The sequence below is a fragment of the Bartonella sp. AA126HLJHH genome (assembly GCF_042197425.1).
Classification (GTDB): Bacteria; Pseudomonadota; Alphaproteobacteria; order Rhizobiales; family Rhizobiaceae; genus Bartonella.
Genome location: NZ_JBHIRU010000017.1, coordinates 1 through 24,529 on the forward strand (window position 1 = coordinate 1; position 24,529 = coordinate 24,529).

Annotated in this window: 26 protein-coding genes, 1 tRNA gene and 1 pseudogene; 12 read left to right on the plus strand and 16 right to left on the minus strand. The window is 37.2% G+C overall.

Annotation, left to right across the window (positions count from 1 at the left end; translation table 11 throughout):
- From ACFIQC_RS07715 to ACFIQC_RS07740, 6 genes are all read left to right on the plus strand, one after another.
- Positions 1–319 (plus strand): hypothetical protein (locus tag ACFIQC_RS07715; RefSeq protein WP_375706972.1); only part of this gene is annotated, 319 nt, incomplete at its 5' end.
- A 63-nt stretch (positions 320–382) separates the two neighbouring features.
- On the plus strand, positions 383–1,045 hold the full coding sequence (locus tag ACFIQC_RS07720) for a lysozyme (protein ID WP_375706973.1): 663 nt from the start codon (positions 383–385) through the stop codon (positions 1,043–1,045).
- Positions 1,042–1,269, plus strand: a complete 228-nt coding sequence (locus tag ACFIQC_RS07725) for a hypothetical protein (protein WP_375611041.1) — start codon at positions 1,042–1,044, stop codon at positions 1,267–1,269. The genes ACFIQC_RS07720 and ACFIQC_RS07725 overlap by 4 nt, the downstream gene beginning before the upstream one ends.
- A gap of 116 nt (positions 1,270–1,385) precedes the next feature.
- On the plus strand, positions 1,386–1,616 hold the full coding sequence (locus ACFIQC_RS07730; protein WP_375706974.1) for a hypothetical protein: 231 nt from the start codon (positions 1,386–1,388) through the stop codon (positions 1,614–1,616).
- Between the two features lie 24 nt (positions 1,617–1,640).
- Positions 1,641–2,426: a DNA adenine methylase gene (locus tag ACFIQC_RS07735; protein WP_375706975.1), complete on the plus strand. Its 786-nt coding sequence runs from the start codon at positions 1,641–1,643 to the stop codon at positions 2,424–2,426.
- A 65-nt stretch (positions 2,427–2,491) separates the two neighbouring features.
- On the plus strand, positions 2,492–2,866 hold the full coding sequence (locus ACFIQC_RS07740; RefSeq protein WP_375648391.1) for a helix-turn-helix domain-containing protein: 375 nt from the start codon (positions 2,492–2,494) through the stop codon (positions 2,864–2,866).
- 89 nt (positions 2,867–2,955) lie between these two features.
- On the opposite strand, the gene ACFIQC_RS07745 is transcribed toward ACFIQC_RS07740, so the two are convergent.
- From ACFIQC_RS07745 to rpmH, 8 genes are all read right to left on the minus strand, one after another.
- A tRNA-Leu gene (locus tag ACFIQC_RS07745) sits at positions 2,956–3,040 on the minus strand.
- 114 nt (positions 3,041–3,154) lie between these two features.
- Positions 3,155–3,775 carry a 2,3-bisphosphoglycerate-dependent phosphoglycerate mutase gene (locus tag ACFIQC_RS07750; protein ID WP_375633246.1) on the minus strand — a complete coding sequence of 207 codons (621 nt, stop codon included), beginning with the start codon at positions 3,773–3,775 and terminating at the stop codon, positions 3,155–3,157.
- Between the two features lie 28 nt (positions 3,776–3,803).
- Positions 3,804–4,616: a 4-hydroxy-tetrahydrodipicolinate reductase gene (dapB, locus tag ACFIQC_RS07755; protein WP_375706976.1), complete on the minus strand. Its 813-nt coding sequence runs from the start codon at positions 4,614–4,616 to the stop codon at positions 3,804–3,806.
- Positions 4,617–5,726: 1,110 nt separating this feature from the next.
- On the minus strand, positions 5,727–6,419 hold the full coding sequence (locus ACFIQC_RS07760; protein WP_375612254.1) for a glutathione S-transferase family protein: 693 nt from the start codon (positions 6,417–6,419) through the stop codon (positions 5,727–5,729).
- Between the two features lie 139 nt (positions 6,420–6,558).
- A complete protein-coding gene (gene yihA, locus ACFIQC_RS07765) occupies positions 6,559–7,203 on the minus strand; it encodes a ribosome biogenesis GTP-binding protein YihA/YsxC (protein ID WP_375612255.1) in 645 nt (214 codons plus the stop codon).
- Entirely contained in the window at positions 7,200–9,038 is a 1,839-nt protein-coding gene (yidC, locus tag ACFIQC_RS07770; protein WP_375612256.1) for a membrane protein insertase YidC, read from the minus strand. The genes yihA and yidC overlap by 4 nt, the downstream gene beginning before the upstream one ends.
- On the minus strand, positions 9,028–9,420 hold the full coding sequence (rnpA, locus tag ACFIQC_RS07775; protein ID WP_375612257.1) for a ribonuclease P protein component: 393 nt from the start codon (positions 9,418–9,420) through the stop codon (positions 9,028–9,030). The genes yidC and rnpA overlap by 11 nt, the downstream gene beginning before the upstream one ends.
- Before the next feature lie 117 nt (positions 9,421–9,537).
- Positions 9,538–9,672 (minus strand): 50S ribosomal protein L34, encoded by a 135-nt coding sequence (rpmH, locus tag ACFIQC_RS07780; protein WP_005864709.1) that lies wholly within the window; start codon positions 9,670–9,672, stop codon positions 9,538–9,540.
- 604 nt (positions 9,673–10,276) lie between these two features.
- Between rpmH and ACFIQC_RS07785 the strand changes: the two genes are divergently transcribed.
- Entirely contained in the window at positions 10,277–11,338 is a 1,062-nt protein-coding gene (locus ACFIQC_RS07785; protein ID WP_375706977.1) for an Mrp/NBP35 family ATP-binding protein, read from the plus strand.
- Positions 11,339–11,646: 308 nt separating this feature from the next.
- On the opposite strand, the gene ACFIQC_RS07790 is transcribed toward ACFIQC_RS07785, so the two are convergent.
- The 4 genes from ACFIQC_RS07790 to rsmI form a co-directional block, all read right to left on the minus strand.
- The gene (locus ACFIQC_RS07790) at positions 11,647–12,441 is read right to left on the minus strand and encodes a pyrroline-5-carboxylate reductase (RefSeq protein WP_375621628.1); all 795 of its coding nucleotides are present in this window, start codon (positions 12,439–12,441) and stop codon (positions 11,647–11,649) included.
- A 56-nt stretch (positions 12,442–12,497) separates the two neighbouring features.
- The gene (locus tag ACFIQC_RS07795) at positions 12,498–12,743 is read right to left on the minus strand and encodes a hypothetical protein (RefSeq protein ID WP_375612261.1); all 246 of its coding nucleotides are present in this window, start codon (positions 12,741–12,743) and stop codon (positions 12,498–12,500) included.
- A 101-nt stretch (positions 12,744–12,844) separates the two neighbouring features.
- Positions 12,845–13,213: a YraN family protein gene (locus tag ACFIQC_RS07800; RefSeq protein WP_375612280.1), complete on the minus strand. Its 369-nt coding sequence runs from the start codon at positions 13,211–13,213 to the stop codon at positions 12,845–12,847.
- Positions 13,214–13,217: 4 nt separating this feature from the next.
- A complete protein-coding gene (gene rsmI / locus ACFIQC_RS07805; RefSeq protein WP_375706978.1) occupies positions 13,218–14,105 on the minus strand; it encodes a 16S rRNA (cytidine(1402)-2'-O)-methyltransferase in 888 nt (295 codons plus the stop codon).
- A gap of 1,318 nt (positions 14,106–15,423) precedes the next feature.
- Between rsmI and ACFIQC_RS07810 the strand changes: the two genes are divergently transcribed.
- Positions 15,424–15,561, plus strand: coding sequence for a hypothetical protein (locus ACFIQC_RS07810; protein ID WP_375621630.1), 138 nt, complete (start codon positions 15,424–15,426; stop codon positions 15,559–15,561).
- Positions 15,562–16,177: 616 nt separating this feature from the next.
- Here ACFIQC_RS07810 and ACFIQC_RS07815 read toward each other — a convergent pair.
- Genes ACFIQC_RS07815 through ACFIQC_RS07825 form a run of 3 tightly spaced genes read right to left on the minus strand, consistent with a single transcriptional unit; the run spans position 16,178 to position 19,564 of the window.
- Entirely contained in the window at positions 16,178–17,842 is a 1,665-nt protein-coding gene (locus tag ACFIQC_RS07815) for a 4Fe-4S dicluster domain-containing protein (protein ID WP_375706979.1), read from the minus strand.
- Positions 17,843–17,845: 3 nt separating this feature from the next.
- Entirely contained in the window at positions 17,846–18,766 is a 921-nt protein-coding gene (locus tag ACFIQC_RS07820; protein ID WP_375641025.1) for an electron transfer flavoprotein subunit alpha/FixB family protein, read from the minus strand.
- 51 nt (positions 18,767–18,817) lie between these two features.
- Positions 18,818–19,564 carry an electron transfer flavoprotein subunit beta/FixA family protein gene (locus ACFIQC_RS07825; protein ID WP_375621633.1) on the minus strand — a complete coding sequence of 249 codons (747 nt, stop codon included), beginning with the start codon at positions 19,562–19,564 and terminating at the stop codon, positions 18,818–18,820.
- Positions 19,565–20,077: 513 nt separating this feature from the next.
- On the opposite strand from ACFIQC_RS07825, the gene ACFIQC_RS07830 reads away from it, so the two are divergent.
- From ACFIQC_RS07830 to ACFIQC_RS07840, 3 genes are all read left to right on the plus strand, one after another.
- Positions 20,078–20,896, plus strand: a complete 819-nt coding sequence (locus ACFIQC_RS07830; protein ID WP_375630340.1) for a hypothetical protein — start codon at positions 20,078–20,080, stop codon at positions 20,894–20,896.
- Positions 20,897–21,074: 178 nt separating this feature from the next.
- On the plus strand, positions 21,075–21,995 hold the full coding sequence (locus ACFIQC_RS07835; protein WP_375630341.1) for a sulfite exporter TauE/SafE family protein: 921 nt from the start codon (positions 21,075–21,077) through the stop codon (positions 21,993–21,995).
- 2 nt (positions 21,996–21,997) lie between these two features.
- On the plus strand, positions 21,998–22,807 hold the full coding sequence (locus ACFIQC_RS07840) for a TIGR02186 family protein (RefSeq protein ID WP_273790722.1): 810 nt from the start codon (positions 21,998–22,000) through the stop codon (positions 22,805–22,807).
- Positions 22,808–22,829: 22 nt separating this feature from the next.
- Here the strand turns inward: ACFIQC_RS07840 and ACFIQC_RS07845 are convergent, their stop codons facing one another.
- Positions 22,830–23,111, minus strand: coding sequence for a DUF6460 domain-containing protein (locus ACFIQC_RS07845; protein WP_375621636.1), 282 nt, complete (start codon positions 23,109–23,111; stop codon positions 22,830–22,832).
- Positions 23,112–24,201: 1,090 nt separating this feature from the next.
- On the opposite strand from ACFIQC_RS07845, the pseudogene ACFIQC_RS07850 reads away from it, so the two are divergent.
- A pseudogene (locus tag ACFIQC_RS07850) lies at positions 24,202–24,529 on the plus strand (ABC transporter substrate-binding protein); the annotation flags it as partial.

Below are 24,529 nucleotides of genomic sequence, written 5' to 3' on the forward strand. Positions count from 1 at the left end.
TCCAGAACATTTAAATAGCAAAGAAGATTATCTGAACATGCTTTCTTTTGACAAAGTTGAAACAGTAAGAAGGCTAGAGATGCTTTTGACAACGCGTTTTTATTGGTTTTTTGTCAAAGAACTCAGTGAAGGGGAAGAGGGGGTAGAAGATGATACGCATAAGGTTTGTCGAACAACAGAAATACCGTTTGATTCAAATGGTGATTTTGTCGAAAAGCGTTGTCAGTATGAATTACAGGAAAGCGAATATGCACCGCTCTTTCAACTTGGCTTTCGTGTTGAAGAAGTCGAACAGTTGATCAAAGAGCATAGCCAATAGAGATCATAAAAAAACATTTTTATCCAGCCTCACTTTTGTGGGGCTTTTTTTATGGAGCGTCAGATGAGAAAGATATCGAAAGAAGGATTAGAACTTATCAAACAATGGGAAGGATTGCGTTTAGAGGCTTATAGAGATACGGCATGTGTTTGGACGATTGGTTATGGTCACACCAGCAATGCGGGTCACCCCCTTGTCAAAAAAGGCATGTGTATTAACAAAGAGCAAGCGGAAAAAATTCTTTGTGAGGACTTAAAGCAATTTGAGAAGACGGTAGAGGAATCGGTCACGGTTTCGTTAACGGATTGCCAATTCGCGGCATTGGTCTCGTTTTGCTATAATGTAGGAAAAGCTGCTTTTTGCAAGTCAACATTGTTGAAGAAGCTTAATCAAGGCGATTATGAAGCCGTTCCTGTTGAATTACAGAAATGGAATAAGGTCGGTGGGAAGCCTCTTGCTGGTTTAGCCAACCGTCGAGCAGCAGAAGCGGGATTATGGGTAAAAGGGGCTTATGTTTCTTCGAATTATCAAAGGGTAGAAACGAAAACGGCAACAGGACTTCTTAAAATAGAAGCACTTGCCCCGATTATAGGGTCTTGTTCTGGTTTTGGCGGCTTGTTAGCAGGCAATGGACCGGTGCAATGGGCATTAGCAGGCATCATGGTTTTAGCGGCTGTAACGGGCATAGTGATTGTCGCCAAGCGGTTTCGGGAGCAACGCTTATGATTTTTTGGCTAAAGAAATATTCTCTTATGTTTACAGCGGCTTTAGCCGTTTTTTTTATGGCTTTAGCCAAGGCATTTCAGCTTGGCAAGCAAAGCGAACGGCAAAAGCAAACAGAGAATGCTTTAAAGACAGCAACAACCCGTCTTGAGGTAGAAAATGAAGTTAATCGAAAAAGTGATGCTGGTGTGCGCTCTGAACTTTCTCGTTGGGTGCGCGGCAAATAGGTCTGTTTCTTGTGGTGGCTGGTTGCCCATTTATTTGGATAATCAGGATGTTGAGGTCATCAGTTCCAACCTTGCAAGAGATATTTTGAAGCATAACAAGCAGGGAGCCCATTTATGTGGTTGGAAAGATGGTCAAGAAACGAAGCAGCAAAGATAAAGGTCTTACAGAAAAAGAACAACAACTCCTTCACGAGATGATAGAGACCTATCAAGGCTTAAAGATGATGTCACGCATCATGAAATTGATAGCCTTTATTGTCTTTATGTTCGTAATAGATTTTTCCCGTTTTGTGGACGCCATAGAGAATAGTTTCTCACACCTCAAAAAGTGGATAACAAAAAGTTAGATATCAAATCTCTCCTTTAAAAATATGATGAAACAAGAATTTACACAAACATTGTTTGCGTGGATGGGTGGTAAACACTATCTGCGTAAGAAAATTATACCGATTTTAAATAATATTGACCATGAAACCTATGTTGAACCGTTTTTAGGCTCTGGTGTTATTTTCCTAAATAAAAGACCAGCAAAATATTCCGTTATTAATGATCTGAATGGAGAGATTACGAACCTGTTTCAATGTGTTCAAAATGACTTTGATGATTTAGCTAAACGACTAGAATGGTTTGTTTGTTCAAGACAGTTGTTTTTTGAACTTGCATCTATTGCCCCAGAAAGCCTTTCCAAAGTTGAAAGAGCCGCACGTTTTTTGTTTCTCCAACGTTGTGTGATGTATGGGAAAAAAGATTATGTCTCTTTTAGCTTTGGAAGGAAAAAGCCTATAGCATTTAATCCCGATAAGCTGTTATCAAGGATGCGGCGTGTTAGACAGAAGCTTCTTGATACAACAATCTTAAATTTATCGTGGGAGCGAGTTGTCGAACTTTTTGATACACCCGACAGTTTATTTTATTTAGACCCGCCTTATCTTGTAAAGAAGAAGTGTTACAGCTCTGGGAATTTTGTTGAAGATGATTTTGTGAGTATGGCAAAAGTTCTCAAAAGCATACAAGGCAAATTTGTCTTGAGTCTCAATGATTGTGATGCGGTTCGAGAGATCTTTAAGGATTTTGACTTTTTAGAATTAGAGACCCTTTGGACATCTGGTTTTGCTAAAAAAACACCTCGAAAAGAAGTTCTGATTCGCAATAATTGAAGAAAATCATAAAAAGATTTGTTAGAATCAGAAGAAAATATTTCTTCTCTAATAGGACTTTTTATATGGTTACATCTTTTGGTAAAATTTTACGGAAACTTCGGGTTGATCATTCAGAACGCCTCTTAGATATGGCTAAGAAATTAGACATATCTGTATCATTTTTATCTGCTGTAGAAATTGGCAAAAAATCTGTTCCTGTAGAACTGGAAGAAAAGATCATAGAGCTTTATGGTTTAGATAAAGCAATGGCTTCTCTCTTAAAAAAAGAAGCCTATTCTTGTCGAAAAAGCATCATAATAAAACCTTCTACTCCGTTGCAACGTGAAACTGTTGTTGCGTTTATGAGACTTTTAGATGGCTTACATCAAGAAGCGTTAGCAGACTTCAAAGAAACATTAGAAACATTGTGCGAAGCGTGCTTTATAGAGAAATGTTAGAAAATCCTATTCCCTCACTTTTATTTACGCGTCCCTCACTGTAAAAAACATATGGAAAATCAATAAATTGTTTTGGATAAAAAAGAGCATGGTGCCCAAAAGAGGACTCGAACCTCCACGCCTTACGGCACGGGTACCTGAAACCTGCGCGTCTACCAATTCCGCCATTTGGGCTTATAAAATCCATCTAAGCGCATGAAGCAACTCTGTCAATAAAATTATAGAATTTATTTTTTCAGCTTAAAACGATAGCATTGAACTTTTGAGGGAGATCATGATTTTAGAAGTTTAAGGTGTGAGGACTGTCTTTGATAAAATTGTTGAATCCGGATTAAATGTGTAAATAATAGGAATGCCGGTCGCTAATTCTTGAGATATAATTTCCTCACCGGAGAGACCTTCAAGCGCCATAATAAGAGCACGAAGAGAATTTCCATGTGCTGCGATCAAAACAGTTTGGGAGCGCAAAATATAAGGCTGGATATGGTAAAGATAATAAGGCCAGATGCGTGCACCGGTATCGCGTAGGCTTTCTCCATTCGGCGGCGCAATCGTATAGGAGCGGCGCCACATTTGCACTTGCTCCTGCCCCCATTGTTGGCGTACTTCATCTTTATTTAAACCAGAAAGATCACCATAATTACGTTCATTTAATGCGGGATTTTTTATCACTTCTAAATCTGATTGTCCCATTTGCTCTAAAATGTGCTGAGCGGTTTTTTGAGCTCGCTGTAAGGCAGATGTATAAGCGATATCAAACCTCAAACCATATTCTTTCAGTTTTTTTCCTGCTGCTATCGCTTCTGCATGACCTTTTTCTGTTAAATCGGGATCTTTCCAACCGGTAAAAAGGTTTTTGAGATTCCATTCACTTTGTCCATGACGAATTAGTGTAAGTATGCGTCCCATTATAAATTGCCTCTATTCTATTGATTGTTTAAAATTCATCGTTCAATCCCAAAACATCGAACATTGAATAAAGACCGCTTTCATGATTTTGTGCCCATAAAGCTGCTTTTAATGCGCCATTGGCAAAGATAGAGCGTTCTTGCGCTGTATGTGAAAGAACAATGCGCTCATTGGAACCAGCAAAAATGACACTGTGTTCTCCAACAACTGTCCCACCACGTGAACAGGAAAAGCCAATGGCGCCTTTTTTGCGTTTACCTATATGACCATTGCGTTCATTGACACACACATTTTTAAGCATAACATTGCGGCCTTCAGCTGCTGCTTGGCCAAGAAGAAGGGCTGTTCCAGAAGGAGCATCAACTTTGTTAGCGTGATGCATTTCATAAACTTCGATATCAAAATCATCGGCTTCTAATGCTTTAGCGGCTTTCTTTACAAGGTTGGCTAAAAGATTTATTCCAAGGCTCATATTCCCAGATTTGACAATAGTTGTATATTTCGCAAAATCTGCAATTTTTTCTTCTTCTGTTTTGCTAAATCCTGTGGTGCCAATAATATGGACAAGGCTTTTTTGAGCAGCGTAGTTAGCATAAAGAATGCTGGCTTCTGGTTGTGAAAAATCTAAAATACCTTCTGTATTAGAAAAGGCATTTTCGGGATCATCAGTGATACTAATCCCAAGAGAATCTGAACCAATTAATGCACTGGCATCTTTTCCTACAAACGGTGAACCTTTACGTACAAGAACAGCACAAAGCTCTACATCTTTCCTCTGCTGGATTGCTGTAATGAGTTCACGTCCCATTCTTCCATTTGCACCAACAACTGTAAGGCGCATTTTTATCTCCTTATGATACTTTACTGTGCAGTATAGGCAAATTCTTGCCTTCTTTCCAATGGTTCTTTTTCTTTATAGAAAAATTTTTTCCTGCTTTAATTTATCTTGTTGTGCTGTAAAACACTGTTGTTTAGAGCAAGTGATATAAGATCTACAAATTTAAATAGAGATGTTTTTCGTTAGAGTGTGAGATGAATATTCTTAAGTAAGGTTTGCTTATGAAACCTTATGAAGATTGTGTATTACTTTACGCTTTTTTTTCGTTCTTTAAAGGGGAGCGTTCTTCATGCAAAATAAGATCTCCCAAACAAAATAGACCTATGTTGTCAATTCATGCGCTTTTCTTAAAGAAATATTTATCAATTCTTCTAAACTTATTTTATGATAGTGCTCGTGAGTGGTATCACGAGAGAATATCCATGAATAATATAAAATCTATTCTGCGCCACTATCTTTATGCTTCATAAATAGAGCAAATCAACATTATCATACGTTTTGTTAGCCTTTAATGTTTTAACTTAGTCATTTTCACTCATCAATTCCATTTGTGACGCATAAGAAAACGATTATTTATCATTGTATATCAATACGTTATCCATAGATAAAATCACGTAAAAAGGGGTAAAAACAAGGGGCTAACAAGAAGTTGGATTATTTACACACGAGAGTTGGGCGGATTCTTCATCTTTTAGGAAAGTCAGTTGAAAAAATTGTTATGTTGTAAAAACGCATGATGAGGCTTTGTTTATTATAAAGAAAATAGGATATATATTATGCAATGCGTTTTTTCATATATTGGGGAGAATGGAGTATAACATGCGTTAAGTATTGTTATTTTATTTGCCTAGCTTCTAATGATGCTACAGCTCTTGTATTTAAAGAGAGTCTTTAAAATCCTTTCTTAAGTATTTTTTATCCCTGTGCTGATCTTTTTTGTGACACGATAAGAAAGTGATTTTTGTGATTCAATTATAATGGGTTTTATTCTCTGTTTAATACGATCATAAATCAATGTATTATTATATTGTTTATACGCATGCATAAAAATTCATAAACCTATAAATATCCTTTAGATAAAATATCACTTTTATTTTTGTTTGTGAGAGAAGGCTAGAAATCAAGATCTGCATAGTGAGCACTTGCAACAATTCCGCGGACGCGATCTGTTAAAAGAGAACGAAAAGAAGGGCGTGATTTAATTCTCATATACCAGTCTTTGGCAGCAGGAGATTGTTCCCAGTCAATTTCCCCTAGAAAGTCAAGTACAGAAATAGAGGCTGCTGCTGCTAGATCTGCATAGGACAAGGCAGAACCGACTAAGCTATCGCGAGAGGCACAGAGCCAATTGAGATAGTTCATATGTGGTAAAATATTAGCACGTGCATTGCGTAAAATTTGTGAATTAGGAGCACCACCGCCAATGGCAAGTGGCATTTCACGTTTATGGATTCGTTCTCGTACGATATGGCGCGTTGCTTCATTTTCGAATTTATTTAAGAACCAGTCATTGAGACGGCGTACTTCCGCACGATCTAAAGGATTTTCTGGAAAGAGCTTATTTTCTTGTCGTAAACTTCCATGTGTTTCGTCTAAATATTCGCAGATAACAAGAGGACCTGATAATGGAACCTCGTGTTCATCGAGAAAAACAGGAACATGACCAGCGGGATTGAGGGCTAGAAATTCGTGTCTTCTTGCCCATTCATATTCTTCAATCAGTTGAGTGGTTACACCATATTCCCCAAGAATGAGGCGTATGAAGCGCGAGGCAGAGGATAGGGGAGAGTGAAAAAGTGTCAGCATAATTTACACTATCAAATAGAGTTGAAGAGAATTCTTTCAAGTAATCATTTTTATAAAGATGCTTGACTAGAAGTACAAGATCATTAGTAGTTGCTAGTAATTATAATTAATAAATTGTTAATGACTAGGAATTGTTCTCTTATGCGATGGTTTGCAAAATGGCAGCACGTAATTCTTCTAAACCGATAGCTTTTTCTGAAGAGGTTACAAGAAGCTCAGGATAAGCTGCTGGGCGTTTAAGAAGCTTTGTTTGTGTGCTCATAATTAATTTTTCCAAAGCATTTGATTTGATTTTATCGCTTTTTGTCAAAACAATGTGATAAGAAACAGCTGCTTTATCAAGGAGAGCAAGAACATCTTCATCATTATTTTTGATTCCGTGCCGTGAATCAATCAAGATATATACACGTTTTAACGTTGTGCGCCCCCGTAAATAGCTAAAAATCAAATTTGTCCACGCATCAACAAGATTTTTAGGAGCAGCAGCAAAACCATAACCAGGCATATCTACTAATGCTAGAGGGGGAAGGTCTCCTAGTTGCCCACTGAATCCATCGGGGACAAAATAATTAAGCTCTTGAGTCCGTCCTGGTGTATTTGAGGTACGTGCTAAGCTTTTTTGTTGGACGAGTGCGTTGATTAAAGATGATTTTCCAACATTGGAACGACCTGCAAATGCAATTTCTGGTGGTCCTTCAGGGGGGAGAAAGCGTATTTCTGGTACACCACGAATAAAAATCCAATTGCGAGAAAAAATTCCAGAAAGGGAAGAATCTCTTGTCATTCATGCACTTCTTTTTTGGGTGATCTTCTCCAGATGGCTTTCAGATTATCAAAAAGCTCAATTTTAACTCCTTGGCGCTTCATCATGATACCTTGCTGAATGATTGATAATATATTGTTCCATGCCCAATAGATGACGAGACCAACAGGGAAAGAGGCGAGCATAAAAGTAAAGACAACAGGCATCCATGTGAATATCATCGCTTGGGTTTGGTCTTGAGGAGCAGGATTCATACGCATTTGTAAAAACATCGTTATTCCCATAATCAAAGGCCATGCACCAATCATAAGAAATGTTGGCGTTGTATATGGCAAGAGACCAAACAAGTTAAAAAGAGAAGTTGGATCGGGTGCCGCTAAATCTTTAATCCAGCCAAAGAAAGGGGCATGGCGCATTTCAATAGTGATATAGAGAACTTTATAAAGAGCAAAGAATATTGGGAATTGAACCAACATTGGCCAACAGCCTGCAAGGGGATTTATTTTTTCGGTTTTATATAGATCTATTATTGCCTTTTGTTGTTTGGTTTGGTCATCGGGATACTTTTCTTTTATTTCTAGCAACCGCGGTTGTAAAAGCTTCATGCGTGCCATAGATTTATAAGATTTATTGGCTAGAGGGAAAAGAAGAGTTTTTAAGAGAACTGTGACAAGAAGGATGGCGATACCAAAATTCCCTGTTTGTTTATAAAGAATATCAATGAGGGAAAACATTGGTTTGGTGATGAAATCAAACCAGCCCCAATCAATTAAAAGAGCAAACTTTTTTATTTTTAGGTCATTTTGATAATTATTAATAATTTCAACTTGTTTTGCACCAGCAAAAAGACGATTTGTAACAGTTTTTGTTTCATTTGGGGCAATCGTTAAAAGCGACCCTAGCAAGTCAGACTGATAATGCGTTTGCAAACGATCAAAATAAATAAAACGGCTTGTATATTCTTTATTTTGCGGGGGAATAACTGCTACAGCCCAATATTTATCGGTAATACCAATCCAACCTCCTGTTACTTTGGAAAAAGTCATGCTTTTTTGCCCATTATCAGGATTTGGGTCAAGCTCTGCTAAGGTTTTATATTTTTCAGTTTTGAGCGAATCTCCTGCAATACCTATCATACCTTCATGAAGTAAATAGGTTGCATTTGTATGTTCTGGTGGTGCAGCACGTGCAACGCGGGCATAGGACGAGAGATGTATTGGTTGATCACTTTCATTGCTGATAGAATCCTCAATGGTAAACATGAAATGATTATCAACAGAAAGGGTCCGCCGGAAGATTTGTCCCTGTCCATTATTATAAATTAAAGTGATGGGTGTTGAAGGAGTCAGGATTGTATTGTTTCCCTCTATTTGCCATTTTGTATCCGATTGTGGCAAGGCTTTTGCTGGCAAAGACGCACTTGCAAAACCAAATTCAGCAAGGTAGGTTGTTTTGAAACCTTTAGGATTTAGCAAATCGATTTCCGGTGATTTTTTATCGACTGTTAAACGATATTTTTTGAGGTGAAGATCATCAAATTGTGCACCAACAAGATTAATAGAGCCTTCCAGTTCATTGGTTTTGATCGCAATACGCTCTGTTTTGTCCAATACAGCTTTCCGGATTTCAGGTGTCATGGGCTGTTCGATGATAGATGTAGCTTGATACGTTGAGGTATCATCAGAAAAATCTGTCGTGGTAGTAGAAAGGGCTGATTGTTGTTTTGACAATTGCTGTGCGATGACTTGTTGTTTTTGTAACTTTGCTTGTTTGGGAGCAACATGAAGAAATTGCCATGCGATGAGCACTACGAAAGATAAGCCAATAGCGATAAAGAAATTGCGATTATATTCCATCCGTACACCCTTGTTGTTGTTGCTGATGTTTAATTTTTGGTTTTATTCGCCGATTTAATTCACTAATCAAGGATGTAAAAGGTGCATGTAACACATCACGGTACGCTACAATGACATAGTCTGTTCCTGCTTCCATGTGGTTTGTTACACCAACTCTCACGGCCTCACGCAAGCGCCTTTTGATACGATTACGTTTCACAGCGTTACCGTTTTTACGGGTAACAGTGAAGCCTACACGTGCAAAAAGAGAATCTTTTCTTTCTGTTGTTTGTTCACGAGATTTAACTTCGAGCAAAAATAAAGGACCACGTCGTTTTTCTCCTGTACGGACAGCCAAAAAGTCTGCTCTTTTGCGAATACGGCAGGGATGTTTTTTCTTCATAAAAGAATATTTCGCAATTTCATTAAATGCCTGCAAGCAGACATTGTAGGTTCATAATAAAAGTTTCACAACGAAGAAACGATGAGCAATCCTCAACGGTTGTGAAAATTTAAATGGTTAAGCAGAAAGCCGCTTACGTCCACGAGCACGTCTTGCAGCAATAACTTTACGTCCTCCAGCTGTGGCCATGCGTGCACGAAACCCATGGCGGCGTTTACGGACAAGTTTAGAGGGTTGGTAAGTACGTTTCATTTATTTAAATACCGCGGAGTGCGGCCCTTCTTAATCTTCGTTTTATGAGTAGTTATGCGCGAGATAAACAATTTTATCCTATCATATGGCTGTTAACCCATAAGGAAAAATATAAAAAAAGTCAATCTTAGATTGTTTTTCTCTCTCTTGAAAGAATACAAAACACCTTATAACTATCTGTAACGCTTTTTACAATACTGTAGGAGTGTTAGAAAATAACGATTGAATCTACAGAACATAAATGGCTAGGGACTTAAATAATTAAAGAAGGTGTGACTAATTACTGCTATGCTCAATTTAAAATATCCTTTAAGATTAAGAGTTTTTTTCAGTTTTTGTTTTTACAAAATTTTTATCAGAATATTCATTAAAGTGGTTGTAACACAAACGTGATTGATAGGATTTTATAGCAGATTTTATGTTTGAGCTTCTTTATTTTAAGGATGGTTTCATATTTTTAAAGAGATAAGAGATGTATACTTTATAATGCTGAGTAAAGTAGAAAATTATCAAGTGATGAACAAAATTATCAGGTGATGAACTTTGTAAGTATTTTTCGTTCTTATGCTTATATTTGCTAGTATTTTTATAGAGAGGAAAGAACATGGATCTTATCACAAGTGAGGCTGTCCGCAACGTATTACGTACAATCAAAGGACCAGATCTTGAAAGCGATATTGTGTCGTTGGGTCTTCTTTCAGAAATATTGATTGCTGATGGTAAGGTTTTCTTTTCCATTACAGTTCCTGATGGAGGTGTGCAAAAATGGGAATCATTGCGTCGTTCTGCTGAAAAGGTGGTATGTGCTTTGGAGGGAGTGAAATCTGCTGTTGTTACACTTACAGCAGAAAAAATAACAAAGACAGCACCTAGTCGGAGAGCCAATCTCTTACCGATCAAAATGCCCATAGAAGGTGTGAGGCATGTGATTGCTGTTGCTTCTGGAAAAGGAGGGGTCGGGAAATCTACGATGGCAATAAATATCGCCTTAGCTTTACAAGATTCTGGTTTCAAGACGGGGGTGATGGATGCTGATATTTATGGTCCTTCGTTGCCACGTTTGACAGGACTTGTTAATCAAAAACCACAGCTTATTGGAGAAAAAAAGCTTCAACCTCTTGAAAAATTTGGACTGAAATTGATGTCGATGGGATTTTTGGTGGAGGAAGAAAAGCCGGTGGTCTGGCGCGGTCCTATGGTTATGGCAGCTGTAACGCAATTGTTACGAGATGTTGTATGGGGCCCTTTGGACGTTTTAGTCGTTGATATGCCGCCCGGTACAGGGGATGCACAATTAACGCTTGCCCAACAGGTACAATTAACAGGTGCGTTGGTTGTTTCTACGCCCCAAGATCTTGCTTTAGTGGATGCGCGTAAAGCAATAGAAATGTTCATGAAAGTTAATGTTCCTATTCTAGGACTCATTGAGAATATGAGTTATTTTATCGCTCCTGATACGGGAAAACGCTATGATATTTTTGGCTATGGTGGTGCACGGGCAGAAGCAGAACGTCGAGAAGTCCCTTTCTTAGCGGAAATACCGCTTGATGCAGCTTTAAGATTTTCTTCAGATGAGGGAATCCCTATTTTTGTTGCTAAGCCTAGTGAAGAGCATGCTAAACTATATCGTAAAATTGTTGATCAAATAAAAAATCAACTCTTTTGAATGGGGGGGTGTTTAAGAGAGTTTATTAAAACACAATCATGAAAGACATAAAAATAGTCGCTTCTTTGTAAGAGGAAGTTTTAATGTGTGAATGGAATATATAGGTTAAATAAACAAAAAATTATTCATGCGTTTGGATAACCTGAAGGGGAACAAAATTGAAGAGCTAGAGCCGTGAGGTAGAAAAAATATTGGACTTGAGGCAAAAAGAAGAAGACCGAAAATAAAAATAATTTAGAAAAATTGTAAAAGGTTGTAAAAAATATTTTAAAAATCATTTTTTGATACGAGTTTTCTTGATATAAATCTTAAAATTTCTTTTTAGAAGCATTCATTTTTTGCAAAGTAGCTTCAAGAGCCATTGTTAAAGCATTCCTTCCCCCTTGTTGAGAAAAGTAATTTGACAAAAATTCATTTGTTCCACCCTTTGTTGAAAACTCTTTTTCAAGCAGTGAAAAATCGAGAGATACAGAACGATCCGTTGCTATAGTTTTACGCATTTCATCTGTAAGATTTCCAAACATCATGGTAAGGAATTCTGCTGATTGTTGTTTTTTTAACCCTTGTGTTATAAACCATTGATGGGCAGTTTCTATAAAATTAAAATATACTCCCATAAGTGAACCAGCTGTCATAAAAAGATTAAACTGCTCTTCCTTATCCAGCACCAATGTGCCCCCCAATGCATCAAATAAAGTGCGTAAAAAGGGATGATTGGGATAGATTGGTGTCAAATTTTTGCATTCTGCAACAAAAGGTAATGGAACAGCACGATAAACTTTATGATTAATCCACTCTTCTATTTCTGCTGCTTTTACCATAGCAAGTACGGAAATAACCAGCTGTTCTGGACGAAAACGAAGAGAGCACAAAACGTCTTCTGCAATTTGGTTGGGCAAGCAAAGAAAAACACAATCACTAACATCGAGCAACGCTTGGTTATTTTCAGCAATCATAACTTTATCATAAGTACGTGAAAGGCGCTTTGCTGTTTGTGCATTGCGAGGCGAAACAATAATGGAAGAAACATCAAAGTTGCTTGTCATTAAGCCATTCACCATTGAAGCACTGATTGTACCCGTTCCCAAAAAGCCAAGTCTCATTATCTATTTCTCAGTTTCATATTTTAAAAGGAATTTCAATCAACATCTCAGGTGTTTTAACTAACATAAACGCTAATTGAAGAAGCAACACATAACATAGCAAGAATAATCAAAACCAAATAGATTTTGGGCTTGTCAAAGAGAACGGCAAAAGCAGAAAACCAACCAACAACAGCTGCGGCTAATGCAAATAAAAAACCTGGTTTATTCATAAGCACAATATGCATTGCCATTAACCCACCAATAATTAGCGCTCCAAAAATGATGAGCAAACCTGTTGCAAACTTTTCATAATCATCCATATTTCGCTCCTTATAGCGCTCAATTATTACACACTTTTTAACGCATATGCACATAAAAACGAAATGTTTTTTATTGAATATGGTTAAAACGGGGAGGCCTTTTATTGATCAGATGTAAAAAATGCAGGGATATGCTGTGGCCAACGCCAAGGTAAAATTGCAATTAAATCAAAGCGTACAGACAAAAGGGCATAATCTTTTTGCCGTGCGAGCCAAATATCGGCAGCTGCCTCAATTCGCTTTTCATTCATTCGGGAAACCGCTTCCATTGCTTCAGCCAACGTTGAACGTGCTTTAACTTCAACGATTAACACAAGATTTCCGCGTCGTGCAATTAAATCAATTTCTCCACATTTTGTTTTAAAACGCCTTTCGGCAATGTGAAACCCTTTGCAACGTAGCCACCAAGCTGCCAATTTTTCTGCACGAATCCCTCGATAAAAAGACTTTTGTCTGCGTTTTTTTTGTATTATTTTACGCATTTTTTAAAAAGATTAATCGCTGAAAAAGTTCTTGCTTTTTTAAACCGGTTTTTTTTGCAACAAAAGCTGCCGCTTGAGCAGCAGAATGTGTCCGTGCGCGTTCTAATAGCATTTCATCAATTTCTTGATCACTTATCACATTTAAAGAAGAAGATGATTCTCCAACAAGTACAACAATTTCCCCACGAATATGTGCTTGTTTTCTGTAATTTTCTAACAAATTTCCCAAATTGGAAACATCTACTGTTTCAAACTTTTTTGTTAATTCACGACAAATGGCAGCAGGTCGATTAGCCGAAAAAAGTGTGACCATATCCTGTAAAGTTTCAACAAGACGATGCGGTGATTCATAAAAAATCAAAGTTGCTGGAATCTCTTTTAATTGTTCCAACCGTTTTCGGCGCTGTAGCTTTCGTGCACTCAAAAAACCTGCAAAAAAAAAGCTATCCGTAGGAAGCCCTGTCGGTATAAGAGCGGCTAAAAGAGCGGATGCTCCAGGAATAGGAATAATTTTATGACCAGCTTTACGGGCCTCTTCTACCAATCGAAATCCAGGATCAGAAATAAGTGGTGTTCCGGCATCTGAAACAAGTGCTACTGTTTTGTTTTCTGCTAAAGCCGCTAAGAGCTTCGGACCCGCTTTTTGCGCATTATATTCATGATAGAGAAAAGTTTTTTTTTGAATGCCGTAACGTTCCAACAAAACACGTGTTACTCGCGTATCCTCACACGCTAAAATATCAATTCCTGCAAGCACTTGCAAAGCACGAAGCGTAATATCTGCAAGATTTCCGATAGGTGTTGCCACAAGATAAAGCCCTGATTCTATAACGGGTGCAGAATAAGCATGCGCACCTATAAAATATGCTTTTTCACACATGCTCTTTTCTTTTCATTAAATTCTCCTCACCACAAGATTTTTATCCATACTCATAAGCCATTTTGGCTCATTTTTTACCAGCACATTTTTTATCATTACAAAGGCTTACCTTACTCGAATAATCGATTACACTACAATAAGATAATTTCATATTTAACGTCTTAATTTAACATTATTATCTATTTTGATCCGCGTTATTTTTTCCAGTAAAACAAATTCCAAATGTAACCAATATTCTATCAGCCCCATGATTTTCTATAAAGTTTTTCCTTCGAGAACCAAAAAACAACTTTACTCATGTTATAATCTCATGCTTCTTTGTGCTCTTTGAAAAGCTAAGCTTTTTAGATTATTTCCATAACGCCGATTTTTCAAATATATCTATTGATATCCAAACTGTTTTTCTGAGCAAATGTAAACAGCCCCTTTTGAAACACATACAGTTAACTGGCAGCTGACTGTATTGTTATTGATCAAATATAAGCTCTTATCAGCAAAATACTTTATTTTTTCATATTCTCTACAGCTTTAACAGTATACAGTATAATGAGTACCTTAGAAAAGTTTAAGGCTAAATTTTATCTTAAAGATTTGATTTATAATGGAAAATTTATTATTTTGCCTATTAATTAGGAGCTTTAAATATCGTAACATTATCTCAGCTCTTCTTATAGTCAATTAATCAAAATCATTTTTGTGCATCTTGAAACCTCCTTAAAACAAAGATTATCGCCTCATTGGAGATCGCAGAGAAAATAATGCTGTTAGCTTGTACTTTTTATTTCATAAATATGGAACTGTTCGTTCACAGGATTGCGTTATACCTTTTTCGAATAGTGTCGCAAAATTATTGTTTGATATGAGAGCTATCTCTTAAAAACAAGCCCATGACTGAACAACACAAGTCTGCTTTAATTTTGGATACCTTATTTTTTCTGAAGGATATGCTCCCATAAAAAAACGTAAGTAATAAAAGCGGGGACAATACGTTATCTCTTCTTTTTAGAGGATATTGTGATGCTTTTGAAAGTTTTAAAACCGAATGGACAGATGATAGTAAAGAGGAAAACAGTTTTTCCTTTCAGATTTGATGTTCTTGCTAAATGAAGCTGTATTTTCGTTTCAGAGATTACTCAAATAGAATATGCAATATTTTTGCTCTAGCTACAAAAGCTGGAACGGCGTGCAGAGCTTTCATTCACCTTAATCTTTCTTTTAAATATACCACTTGTGTTCAATTTGGATGTTGATTTACAAGCAATAGCGAAAGCACAAGCTTTATAAAAAACAACTCTATAAAACGCGTCATAGAGTGGTCATGAAAGCTATTTTGTTTTTTATCAGGTGTTTTGCTAATAGCGATAGTCTCCATGGCTTGGCATCTGCTTATTTTTACGGTATCTGTACACATTCATTGCAGTATATTGGTAAAGGGCAGTATATTGGTAAAGGTTAGATGCAAGGCGATTATCTTTAATGCAAAAATAAAAGGTTAATGTGAGATTAAAGATTTTTTCGTGTCATTATCAGTAGAAACATTATAAAGGGCTTGAACGAGCATGCTCTTTATCTCTTTATCTCACGATGTTTTTTCTACATTCATTCGTGGTTTTCTTGAGTGAGCATTACTTGGCAAAGTGTAGGAGAAAAAATAAATGTGAAGCGCATCTTCAGGGGGCTCTTGGCTAGTTAAAACGATTGATGTTTCTTATGAGAGGGCTAAAAGCATTTTGGATCATATGGGAGAGGGGATAAAGTAGAACGGGCTTATTTTCCTTCAGGTTTTCGAGAACCGCGACTGTTCCTTTATCGCAGAATTGTCAAGAATATATTTATTATTGTTTTGTCATTTAAATAAAAAAAATTTGATAAAAATATGTTATGTTTTTCTATTGAAAAAATTCATGCGGTGAAGAGAGTATTTTATATGAGAATAGAGTTCTTTTTACATTGTGAAAGAACGTATGCAGGAAGGTGATTGATAGATTTCTGATCTGAGGGAAATATTTTTATCCATTGCGTTTTGTATATTTCAATTTTAGGAAAATGAACAATGATTATACATTGGGGAATTACATATTGGGATAGAAGGGGCCCTCATTGCCTTGCGGACAGATCCAAGTGATATTTTGGTTTGGATCTTTGATATCGCATGTTTTACAATGTATGCAATTTGAAGCGTTTATCATATAAGTCAGATGATCATTATCCTCTAGCCACTCGTAGACAGCGGCGGGGCAATAGCGTGTAGAGGGTCCTCCATAGATTGCATATTCAGAGTCCTTTTGCTTTTTTAATGAGGCTATTTTTAAATGACAAGGTTGATTTTCTTCATGATGCGTATTGGAAAGGGCAACACTTGAAAGGCGATCAAAGGTTACAACGCCATCTGGTTTTGGGTAAGAAATGGGTTGAAATTTTTCTGCTGGTTCAAGGCATGCATAATCTTCCTTTCCGTGGGAGAGTGTTTTAAATAAGGAAAATCCGAACAGTTGTTGCCACCACATATCAAAACCAGCAAGTTTAATTCCATATTTTGTCCCATATTTTGCCCAGAGCGGTTTGGCATTTCGCACTTTATAAAGATCTTTGCCAATGAGCCCTTTTCGCCACTGTTCTTCGATTTCTTTAACCTCATCATGGGCACGCCCTTGTGCGAGAGCGGTAGCAATTCTATCGGCAGCTAATATGCCAGATAAGATGGCATTGTGTGATCCTTTGATACGAGGAACATTGACAAATCCAGCAGAGCAGCCAATAAGCGCTCCACCAGGAAAGGTGAGTTTTGGTACAGATTGCCAACCTCCTTCGCTGATAACACGTGCACCATAGGAAAGACGTTTTGCGCCTTTAAAGATTTTATAGAGTTTTGGATGTGTTTTAAAACGTTGAAATTCTTCAAAGGGAGAAAGATAAGGATTTTTGTAATCTAAGTGCACAACAAAACCGACAGAAATGATATTGTTTTCTTGGTGATAAATAAAGCCACCGCCACCGGTATTATTGTCTAAGGGCCAACCAGTGAAATGTTGTACTAAACCGCGTTGGTGTTTGTTGGGGGCAATTTCCCAGAGCTCCTTGAGACCAAGACCAAATTTTTGTGGTTCTCGATTTTTGCTAAGATTAAAATGTTGTATCAGTTGTTTTGCAATTGAGCCGCGTGCTCCTTCCGCAATCAGAGTATATTTTGCCAATAAAGCCATCCCAGGCATATAATTTTTTCCAGGAGTTCCATCTTTGTTAAGCCCCATATCACCGGTGAGAACACCAATGATAGCTCCGTTATCTTTTTGGATGATGGGTTCTGTTGCTGCAAAACCAGGATAGATTTCAACACCCAACGCTTCAGCTTTTTTGCTTAGCCAGCGGCAGACGCTCCCAAGCGAAACGATATAACATCCGTTATTTGATAAGGTTTTAGGGTGCAAAATATTGGGAAATATTGTGGACTTTTGAGGCTTTAGAAAAAAAAATTGGTCCTGTGTGACAGGGGTTGTAAAGGGATGGTCGTTATCATTTCGCCATTCTGGTAAGAGTGTATCGATACCAATGGGGTCAACAACTGCGCCAGAGAGAATATGTGCACCAACTTCGGTCCCTTTTTCAACAATTGTGACAGAAAGCTCAGGATTAATTTGTTTAAAACGAATTGCGGCAGAAAGCCCTGCTGGTCCTGCTCCGACAATGACTATGTCAAACTCCATACTTTCACGTTGGTCATGCAGAAGTGCTTTCATGGCTTATAAAGCTTTCTCCAATTCTGGAATAATTTGGTGGAGATCACCTACAAGGGTGTAATCGGCAATTTGCATGATGGGAGCTTCTTCATCTTTATTAATGGCAACAATAATTTGTGCATCCATTATACCGGCTACATGCTGGATTGCACCGGAAATGCCAACGGCGATATAAAGTTCAGGGGCAACGACTTTTCCTGTTTGTCCAATTTGCCAATCATTGGGAGCATAGCCTGCATCCACTGCTGCGCGGCTGGCACCTAAAGCAGCATTTAATTTGTTTGCAAGAGGAAGAAGCAGGGCCATAAATTTCTCTTGAGAACCAAGACCACGCCCGCCTGATATAATAACACGTGCTGAGGTGAGCTCAGGACGATCACTTTTGTTTGTCTCTGCTTTTACGAAAGAAGAAAGATTTGGATTGGGAGCTGGTGTTATTGTTTTAATGGGAGCAGAATTATTTTGGGAAGGCGTTGGGGTGAAAGAAGCGGTGCGAACTGTTATAATCTTTTTATAATCATTGGTGCGTACAGTTTCAAATGCATTGCCTGCATAAATTGGTCGTTTGAAGGTATTGGGTGAAAGAATGGCGGTAATATCTGAAATTTGCATAAGATCAAGAAGAGCTGCTACGCGCGGCATCACATTTTTCCCAGTACTGCTGGATGCTGCCATGATCACATCATAATCCTTTGCTAACATGAGAATTGTATCTGCCATAGGCTCGGCAAGTTGATGGGCTAAATAGTCTGCTTTTGCAATAAGAACTTGCCGCACACCATTAAGTTTAGCACTATTTTCCGCTATCGTTTGAATTTTTTCTCCGCAAACCAGAATATCGATATCATTACTGAGTACGCGTGCAGCGGTGAGTACTTTTGCTGTTTCTTCTGTATTATGATCGGCCAATAAAAGAATTGCCATAAGTTTTTGCCCTTTTATGTGAGTGTTGCTTTTACTCTAGTGGTGAGAATATTAAATGCAGTTCTTCTGTTTTAAGGCTCTGACAAGTTCTACTACATTTGCCACTTTTATACCGGATTGACGGGGTTTTGGCTCTTCAACGCTTAAAATTGTTAAGCGTGCTTTCGTATCGACGCCAAGATCAGTAAGAGATTTTTGTTCAATGATTTTCTTTTTTGCTTTCATGATATTGGGGAGAGAGGTGTAACGCGGTTCATTGAGCCGTAGATCGGCGGTCATAACCATGGGAAGGGGAAGACAAAGGGTTTGTGTTCCATTATCAACTTCACGAGTAACTGTAGCATGCCCATTTTCTATGTTAAGATGTGAGGCAAAAGTTGCTTGTCCCCACCCAAGAAGAGCAGCGAGCATTTGTCCTGTTTGGTTGCTATCGTCATCAATTGCTTGTTTTCCTAAAAAGACCATGTCGGGTTTTTCTTCATCAACAATGGTTTTGAGAATCTTAGCAATTGCTAAGGGTTCAAGTGTTTGATCCGTTGTGACAAGAAGTGCGCGATCAGCTCCCATTGCAAGTCCTGTTCGTAGAGTTTCTTGAGCTGCTTCTGGGCCAATTGAAACAAGAAGAACTTCTGAAATTTTACCGGATTCTTTTTGGCGAATGGCCTCCTCCACGGCTATCTCATCAAAAGGATTCATAGACATTTTTACGTGAGACAGATCAACGCCTGTACTATCCGGTTTGACGCGTATCTTGATGTTATAATCAACAACACGTTTGACAGCGACAATTATCTTCATAATGATCCTCTTTGTTTGTATGTTACAAGTTTATAGCAATACTCATAAGAAACCAAATTGTTTAGAATGAAGTCTCAATTTATAACTTGTGTTCTCTTTCGTATAAGCTTTTTTATGTTTACTTGTACTTTCTCGTCGTTATTTTCAATCTTCATATTTTTGCATTGCCATAATTGCCTTATTTGCTTGAATAAAAAGTAAAAAAATCAATCTGTCTTGTGAGAATATTCTTTTTTAGTTTCTTATGCTTTATTTATGATGGTGCAATAGGTCCTTTATGCAATGAAAAATTAAGTGAAAAAGATAAAAATGGGGGAATGATTTTGCTCTTCAAATCTTGAAGACAGAAAAATTAAAGATCTTTCTTTCAAATATTTTAGATAAAGATTGGGGAAAATATTTCTAACAAAAAAGTTTTTGGGAGTTCTTAAAGCTCTATTTACTAAAATAGAGCACACTTTCTCATCATTTGTTGCGATTCTTTTCAAAAAGGTTAATGAGGGGTAGGCGTTTGTGAATACGAAGGGTCATACGATCGACCAAGCGACCAAACAGGTTAGGAACGATAAAGTCTTTTCTTTTGTTGAACAGAAAGAGAGAATGGATACTTCTGTAGAAGTAACGATGTCGGATATTGCTCAAAAATTACGCACCGTTTATGCGCAAATGCAAATGAAGCATTCGCCTCGTTCTTTAATGCAGCAGAGTTCTGTAGAAGAGCATTTTAAATCTTACTTAGATGATATTAGTCGGGCCATTTTGGCTGAACATTATATACGTCGTCAAAGAGAAAAAAAGCTTTTCCAGTCTTTAGAGCAGATTAAAACAATTGTTCAAAGTTTGCAGAGTGAAAAAAAAAGCTTAGAAGAAGCAGCGGTAACACGACGGGTGTCTCGTTCAAAATCACCTGATTCTGTTGTACAAAAACTTGCTCACATGGAATGTGAGGGAAATCAAGAACGCTTATTACTTCAAAAGGTGCAAAATTATTCGAAAGAAAACAGCATAATTTCACTCCAAACAAATGTTGAAAATACGTTGCAGCAAGAAAATAGAAGCCCTTTGCCCAGTGATGCTCTGCAATCTGCTTTTAAAAAGGTTGAGGGAGTAGTGAAGCATGCTGTGATAAAAGAAAAGGGGATGATGGGTGCTCAGGCATCTAATCATTGCATTGAGAATGATTTTTCTTCTTTAAGGACGCAGTCTCGGGAACATGTGTCGTTTTTATCTTATTTGCTAAAAAAAGGTGTTCTTTGTTTTTTAACCGTTGCATTTGTGGTAGCGATAACGTTATGTTTTTATAGCTTTTTAAAAGGAGCTCGTTTTTTTTAATTTTTATGATGTTGACGTTAATAGATGTGAAATGTATTGCGCATTCGTGTTTGTGCGGAAGCTATAGCAACTAAAATTATCCTTTTAAACACGCAACAGAGATTATTGGAAAAGAGGATAATTGGAGAAGGATTCTCTAATTGTAAAAAAACCTCAAATTATCTTGAAGGTTCTGTAAGTGAGTATTTATTTACCAATTGCTGAAATGTCACTCAATATGCTGATCTTGATTGGTATGGGAGTCGTTGCTGGTTTTTTTTCAGGACTTTTTGGAATCGGTGGTGGGTTTCTCATCACGCCGTTATTGATTTTTTATAATATTCCTCCTGCTATTGCTGTTGGAACAGGTGCCAACCAGATGATTGCTTCATCTGTAACAGGAGCAATTACACATTTTAGAAGACGTACGCTCGATATTAAACTTGGTATTCTTTTGGCGTTTGGAGGAGGGATTGGTTCTTTAATCGGGATTCAGGTTTTCTCTGTTTTGAAAAAGTTAGGTCAATTAGATTTAATGATTTCGCTTCTTTATGTGATTCTTCTTGGAAGTGTAGGAAGCTTGATGATCGTTGAAAGTTGGTATGATATGATGCGCAAGCGTAAGGCAGGAAAAGCCAATATTCGTCTTGCTGGTCGACATAACTGGATTCATCGCTTACCCTTAAAAATGCGTTTTCGGACATCTATGATATATGTTAGCATTATTCCAGTTTTAGGGATTGGACTCATCGTGGGGTTGTTGTCTTCTATTATGGGAATTGGTGGGGGGTTCTTTATGATCCCAGCATTGATTTATCTTCTGCGTGTTCCAACCAGTGTGGTGATTGGGACTTCACTTTTTCAGATTACATTTGTGTCTTCTTTCACGACAGTTTTGCAAAGTATGACTAATCAGTCCGTTGATATTGTCTTGGCTTTTTTGTTAATGCTTGGAGGAAGTATTGGTGCGCAATATGGAACACGGGTTGGACGGAAGTTAAAGGCTGAACAATTGCGTATGGCACTTGCATTTTTAGTGTTGATTGTGTGTATGCGTCTTGCTTTTCAATTATTTATACGCCCTGATAATCTTTTCTCTCTGGATATTCTTATGAGATAAAAATGGGTAGATTATTTTCTTTATACATCATTACAGGTTGCTTTTGTTTTATTTCTTTTTCTACATGGTCACATGTTGGGACGCCAGCTACATTCATTGATCAAGTTGACCACGAAACTGTCCAAATTATTGTAACAACGAATACGATTACTGTGGATGCAAATTTTGCTGGTCGTGATCTTTATATTGCTGGTGTTTTAGAAAATATTGATCCGTTATATTCTCGACAGAACCGTTATGATATTGTTGTAAGCTTGGAGGGACAAGATCGGACAATGGTGATGCGAGAAAAAAAACGCAATGCCGGTGTATGGGTCAATACAGATTCTCTTATTTTTAAAAAGGTTCCTCTTTTTTACTCTATGGTCACAACACGTGAAATTGACGATATTACGAGCATTGAAGATTATAAACGCTTAGGGTTAGGATTACTCTATTTGCCATTGCAGACGGATGAACAAGATCAGAAAAAAATACAAATCTTTCGCGATGAACTTATAAAATTGCAAAAAGCTAAAAGCCTTTATTATGAGGAAGTGGGTGGGGTTCGTTTTGGTTCTGACACACTTTTCACAGCGCATTTTCGTTTGCCAGCAAATATCCCAGTTGGACATTATAAAGTTCGTGCTTATCTTTTTCGTGATGGACAGTTTATTGATAGTGCAACAACGACTCTTGAAATTGTTAAAGCACATATCACCTATACAATTTTTTATGCAGCGCACAAGTATCGTTTTTTATACGGTATTGTTGCAGTGATTATTGCTATTACTACAGGATTTTTGTGTCGTTTGATTTTTCGAAAAGATTAACGCAAGGAAAATGTTAAGGCTTTTATTTTTTATGAAAAATTCGTAAGATAAGAAAAATAGGCACAACAACAATAGCTCCTGTCATAGTTATATGGAAGAAATTTGTAAGCGTTATAAATCCTGCTTCCCATAGTGATTGAAAAAAATCGACTATTTTTTGTATGAGGTTTCGAGGTGTCCATCCCAAAAAATTCATTACGATACCAATGAAGAATGAAAGGATAAGCAATTTTAGACTAACGCGGCGTGATTTTCCTCCAAGAAACGCATGAAAAGAATCTAATAATTTTTTTTTTCGCTTCATTTTAATATACTTTCAAAGATCGTGTTTTTTATTGTATTATCATGGTACAGCGATGTTATTATCATAAAGGAAAAACATTTTTTTATTTTTTCTTACTTTTTGAGTTTATCACCTTAGTCTGGTTAACGGTGCTGGTTTTTGAAATATACACATGTTTTATTGCATTTTTTGCGATATTTTCATGGCGCTTCTTTTATTAAATGAAGGGATATCCTTTCGTCTCGAGAATTTGTAGAGAAATTTTATAACGTTTCAGCATTTCTTATCAGAGTGAGAGTTCTAGTATATTGAAGATTTTGTAACGAACTTATTATTGTCGTGTATAGAAATAATATTTCAAGACAGTTTACTTAAAAAAAGACTATCTATTCTAATAAGGGTGTGCTTATATAGGTATTATATTTAGATATTTCAACCTTAGTGCATTGAAAAGATCTTTTTTTCTGAAAAAATGTAAGCAATGAATTGAGTGTTGTTAAAGGAGCAAAGATATTAAAAATACGATGTGGAAAAAAGTTTTGTTATGTGTGGGTGCGTAAAGGAATATCAGGGGGAGCCTATGCTCCTTTTATTTAGAAATAAAATATAATTTAAAAGCTGTTATTTGGCAGAGGATTATGGAAAAATTCAAAATTCCTCTTGTAGGGGGAGGAGATCATGTCGGTTGATGGGTGAATTTTCCTGTTTTGTTAAAATGTCAAATTGTTAGTAGAGCTCTTTGTTATTAAGGCGCTTAAGCTAACAAAGAAGAGTCTTTTGATGGCATAAAAAGGCGAGAGGAAAGAAGAGACAAGCTTACCCGACAAAAGAGAGAAAATAGTGGTTTTATAGTCTTCAATCGTAGGCGTTATGACATCATGAATAGGCTCTGTTATGGGGAGCATTCATTGTATGTCAGAGTGTTTGTTGTTGCATGTTTTGGTTTGTCTTGGCTTATAGCCATGGGTAGAAGTCCGTGGTTGGTAAGTGGTGTTGTTTGAAGGTTTTAATAATACTTTGTTTGAGGCGCTTATGGATCATCTAACCTTATTATTAAGCATGTGCTTGTTGTGTGGGAAATTTATATAGTAAACTTTAAAAGGAAAAGTCTATGAACTTGAAGAAAAAAATATTACAAAATAGCAGCTCTCTTGTTTCTGCTCTTATGGCATTGGCGATGGTTGCACAACAAGTTTCAGCAAAAACACCCGCTGATACCCTTGTGATGGCTTGGAATCTTGATGCAATTAGTACATTTGATCCCGCACAACTTAATGATGTTTATGGAAGTGAAATTGTTCGCAATGTTTGTGATAATTTGGTCAGTACTGCGACAAATGATCCTGCTAAAATGGTTCCCGCTTTAGCAACACATTGGGATGTTTCAGGTGATGATCACAGTACGGTGATTACTTTTCATTTACGTGATGGTTTGAAGT

Coding starts and splice junctions, on each gene's coding strand:
- ACFIQC_RS07720 (WP_375706973.1), top strand. CDS start 383: ATGAGAAAGATATCGAAAGAAGGATTAGAACTTATCAAACAATGGGAA.
- ACFIQC_RS07725 (WP_375611041.1), top strand. CDS start 1,042: ATGATTTTTTGGCTAAAGAAATATTCTCTTATGTTTACAGCGGCTTTA.
- ACFIQC_RS07735 (WP_375706975.1), top strand. CDS start 1,641: ATGATGAAACAAGAATTTACACAAACATTGTTTGCGTGGATGGGTGGT.
- ACFIQC_RS07740 (WP_375648391.1), top strand. CDS start 2,492: ATGGTTACATCTTTTGGTAAAATTTTACGGAAACTTCGGGTTGATCAT.
- ACFIQC_RS07750 (WP_375633246.1), bottom strand. CDS start 3,775: ATGGGACGCATACTTACACTAATTCGTCATGGACAAAGTGAATGGAAT.
- dapB (WP_375706976.1), bottom strand. CDS start 4,616: ATGCGCCTTACAGTTGTTGGTGCAAATGGAAGAATGGGACGTGAACTC.
- ACFIQC_RS07760 (WP_375612254.1), bottom strand. CDS start 6,419: ATGCTGACACTTTTTCACTCTCCCCTATCCTCTGCCTCGCGCTTCATA.
- yihA (WP_375612255.1), bottom strand. CDS start 7,203: ATGACAAGAGATTCTTCCCTTTCTGGAATTTTTTCTCGCAATTGGATT.
- yidC (WP_375612256.1), bottom strand. CDS start 9,038: ATGGAATATAATCGCAATTTCTTTATCGCTATTGGCTTATCTTTCGTA.
- rnpA (WP_375612257.1), bottom strand. CDS start 9,420: ATGAAGAAAAAACATCCCTGCCGTATTCGCAAAAGAGCAGACTTTTTG.
- rpmH (WP_005864709.1), bottom strand. CDS start 9,672: ATGAAACGTACTTACCAACCCTCTAAACTTGTCCGTAAACGCCGCCAT.
- ACFIQC_RS07785 (WP_375706977.1), top strand. CDS start 10,277: ATGGATCTTATCACAAGTGAGGCTGTCCGCAACGTATTACGTACAATC.
- ACFIQC_RS07790 (WP_375621628.1), bottom strand. CDS start 12,441: ATGAGACTTGGCTTTTTGGGAACGGGTACAATCAGTGCTTCAATGGTG.
- ACFIQC_RS07795 (WP_375612261.1), bottom strand. CDS start 12,743: ATGGATGATTATGAAAAGTTTGCAACAGGTTTGCTCATCATTTTTGGA.
- rsmI (WP_375706978.1), bottom strand. CDS start 14,105: ATGTGTGAAAAAGCATATTTTATAGGTGCGCATGCTTATTCTGCACCC.
- ACFIQC_RS07810 (WP_375621630.1), top strand. CDS start 15,424: ATGAAAGCTATTTTGTTTTTTATCAGGTGTTTTGCTAATAGCGATAGT.
- ACFIQC_RS07815 (WP_375706979.1), bottom strand. CDS start 17,842: ATGAAAGCACTTCTGCATGACCAACGTGAAAGTATGGAGTTTGACATA.
- ACFIQC_RS07820 (WP_375641025.1), bottom strand. CDS start 18,766: ATGGCAATTCTTTTATTGGCCGATCATAATACAGAAGAAACAGCAAAA.
- ACFIQC_RS07825 (WP_375621633.1), bottom strand. CDS start 19,564: ATGAAGATAATTGTCGCTGTCAAACGTGTTGTTGATTATAACATCAAG.
- ACFIQC_RS07840 (WP_273790722.1), top strand. CDS start 21,998: ATGGGTAGATTATTTTCTTTATACATCATTACAGGTTGCTTTTGTTTT.
- ACFIQC_RS07845 (WP_375621636.1), bottom strand. CDS start 23,111: ATGAAGCGAAAAAAAAAATTATTAGATTCTTTTCATGCGTTTCTTGGA.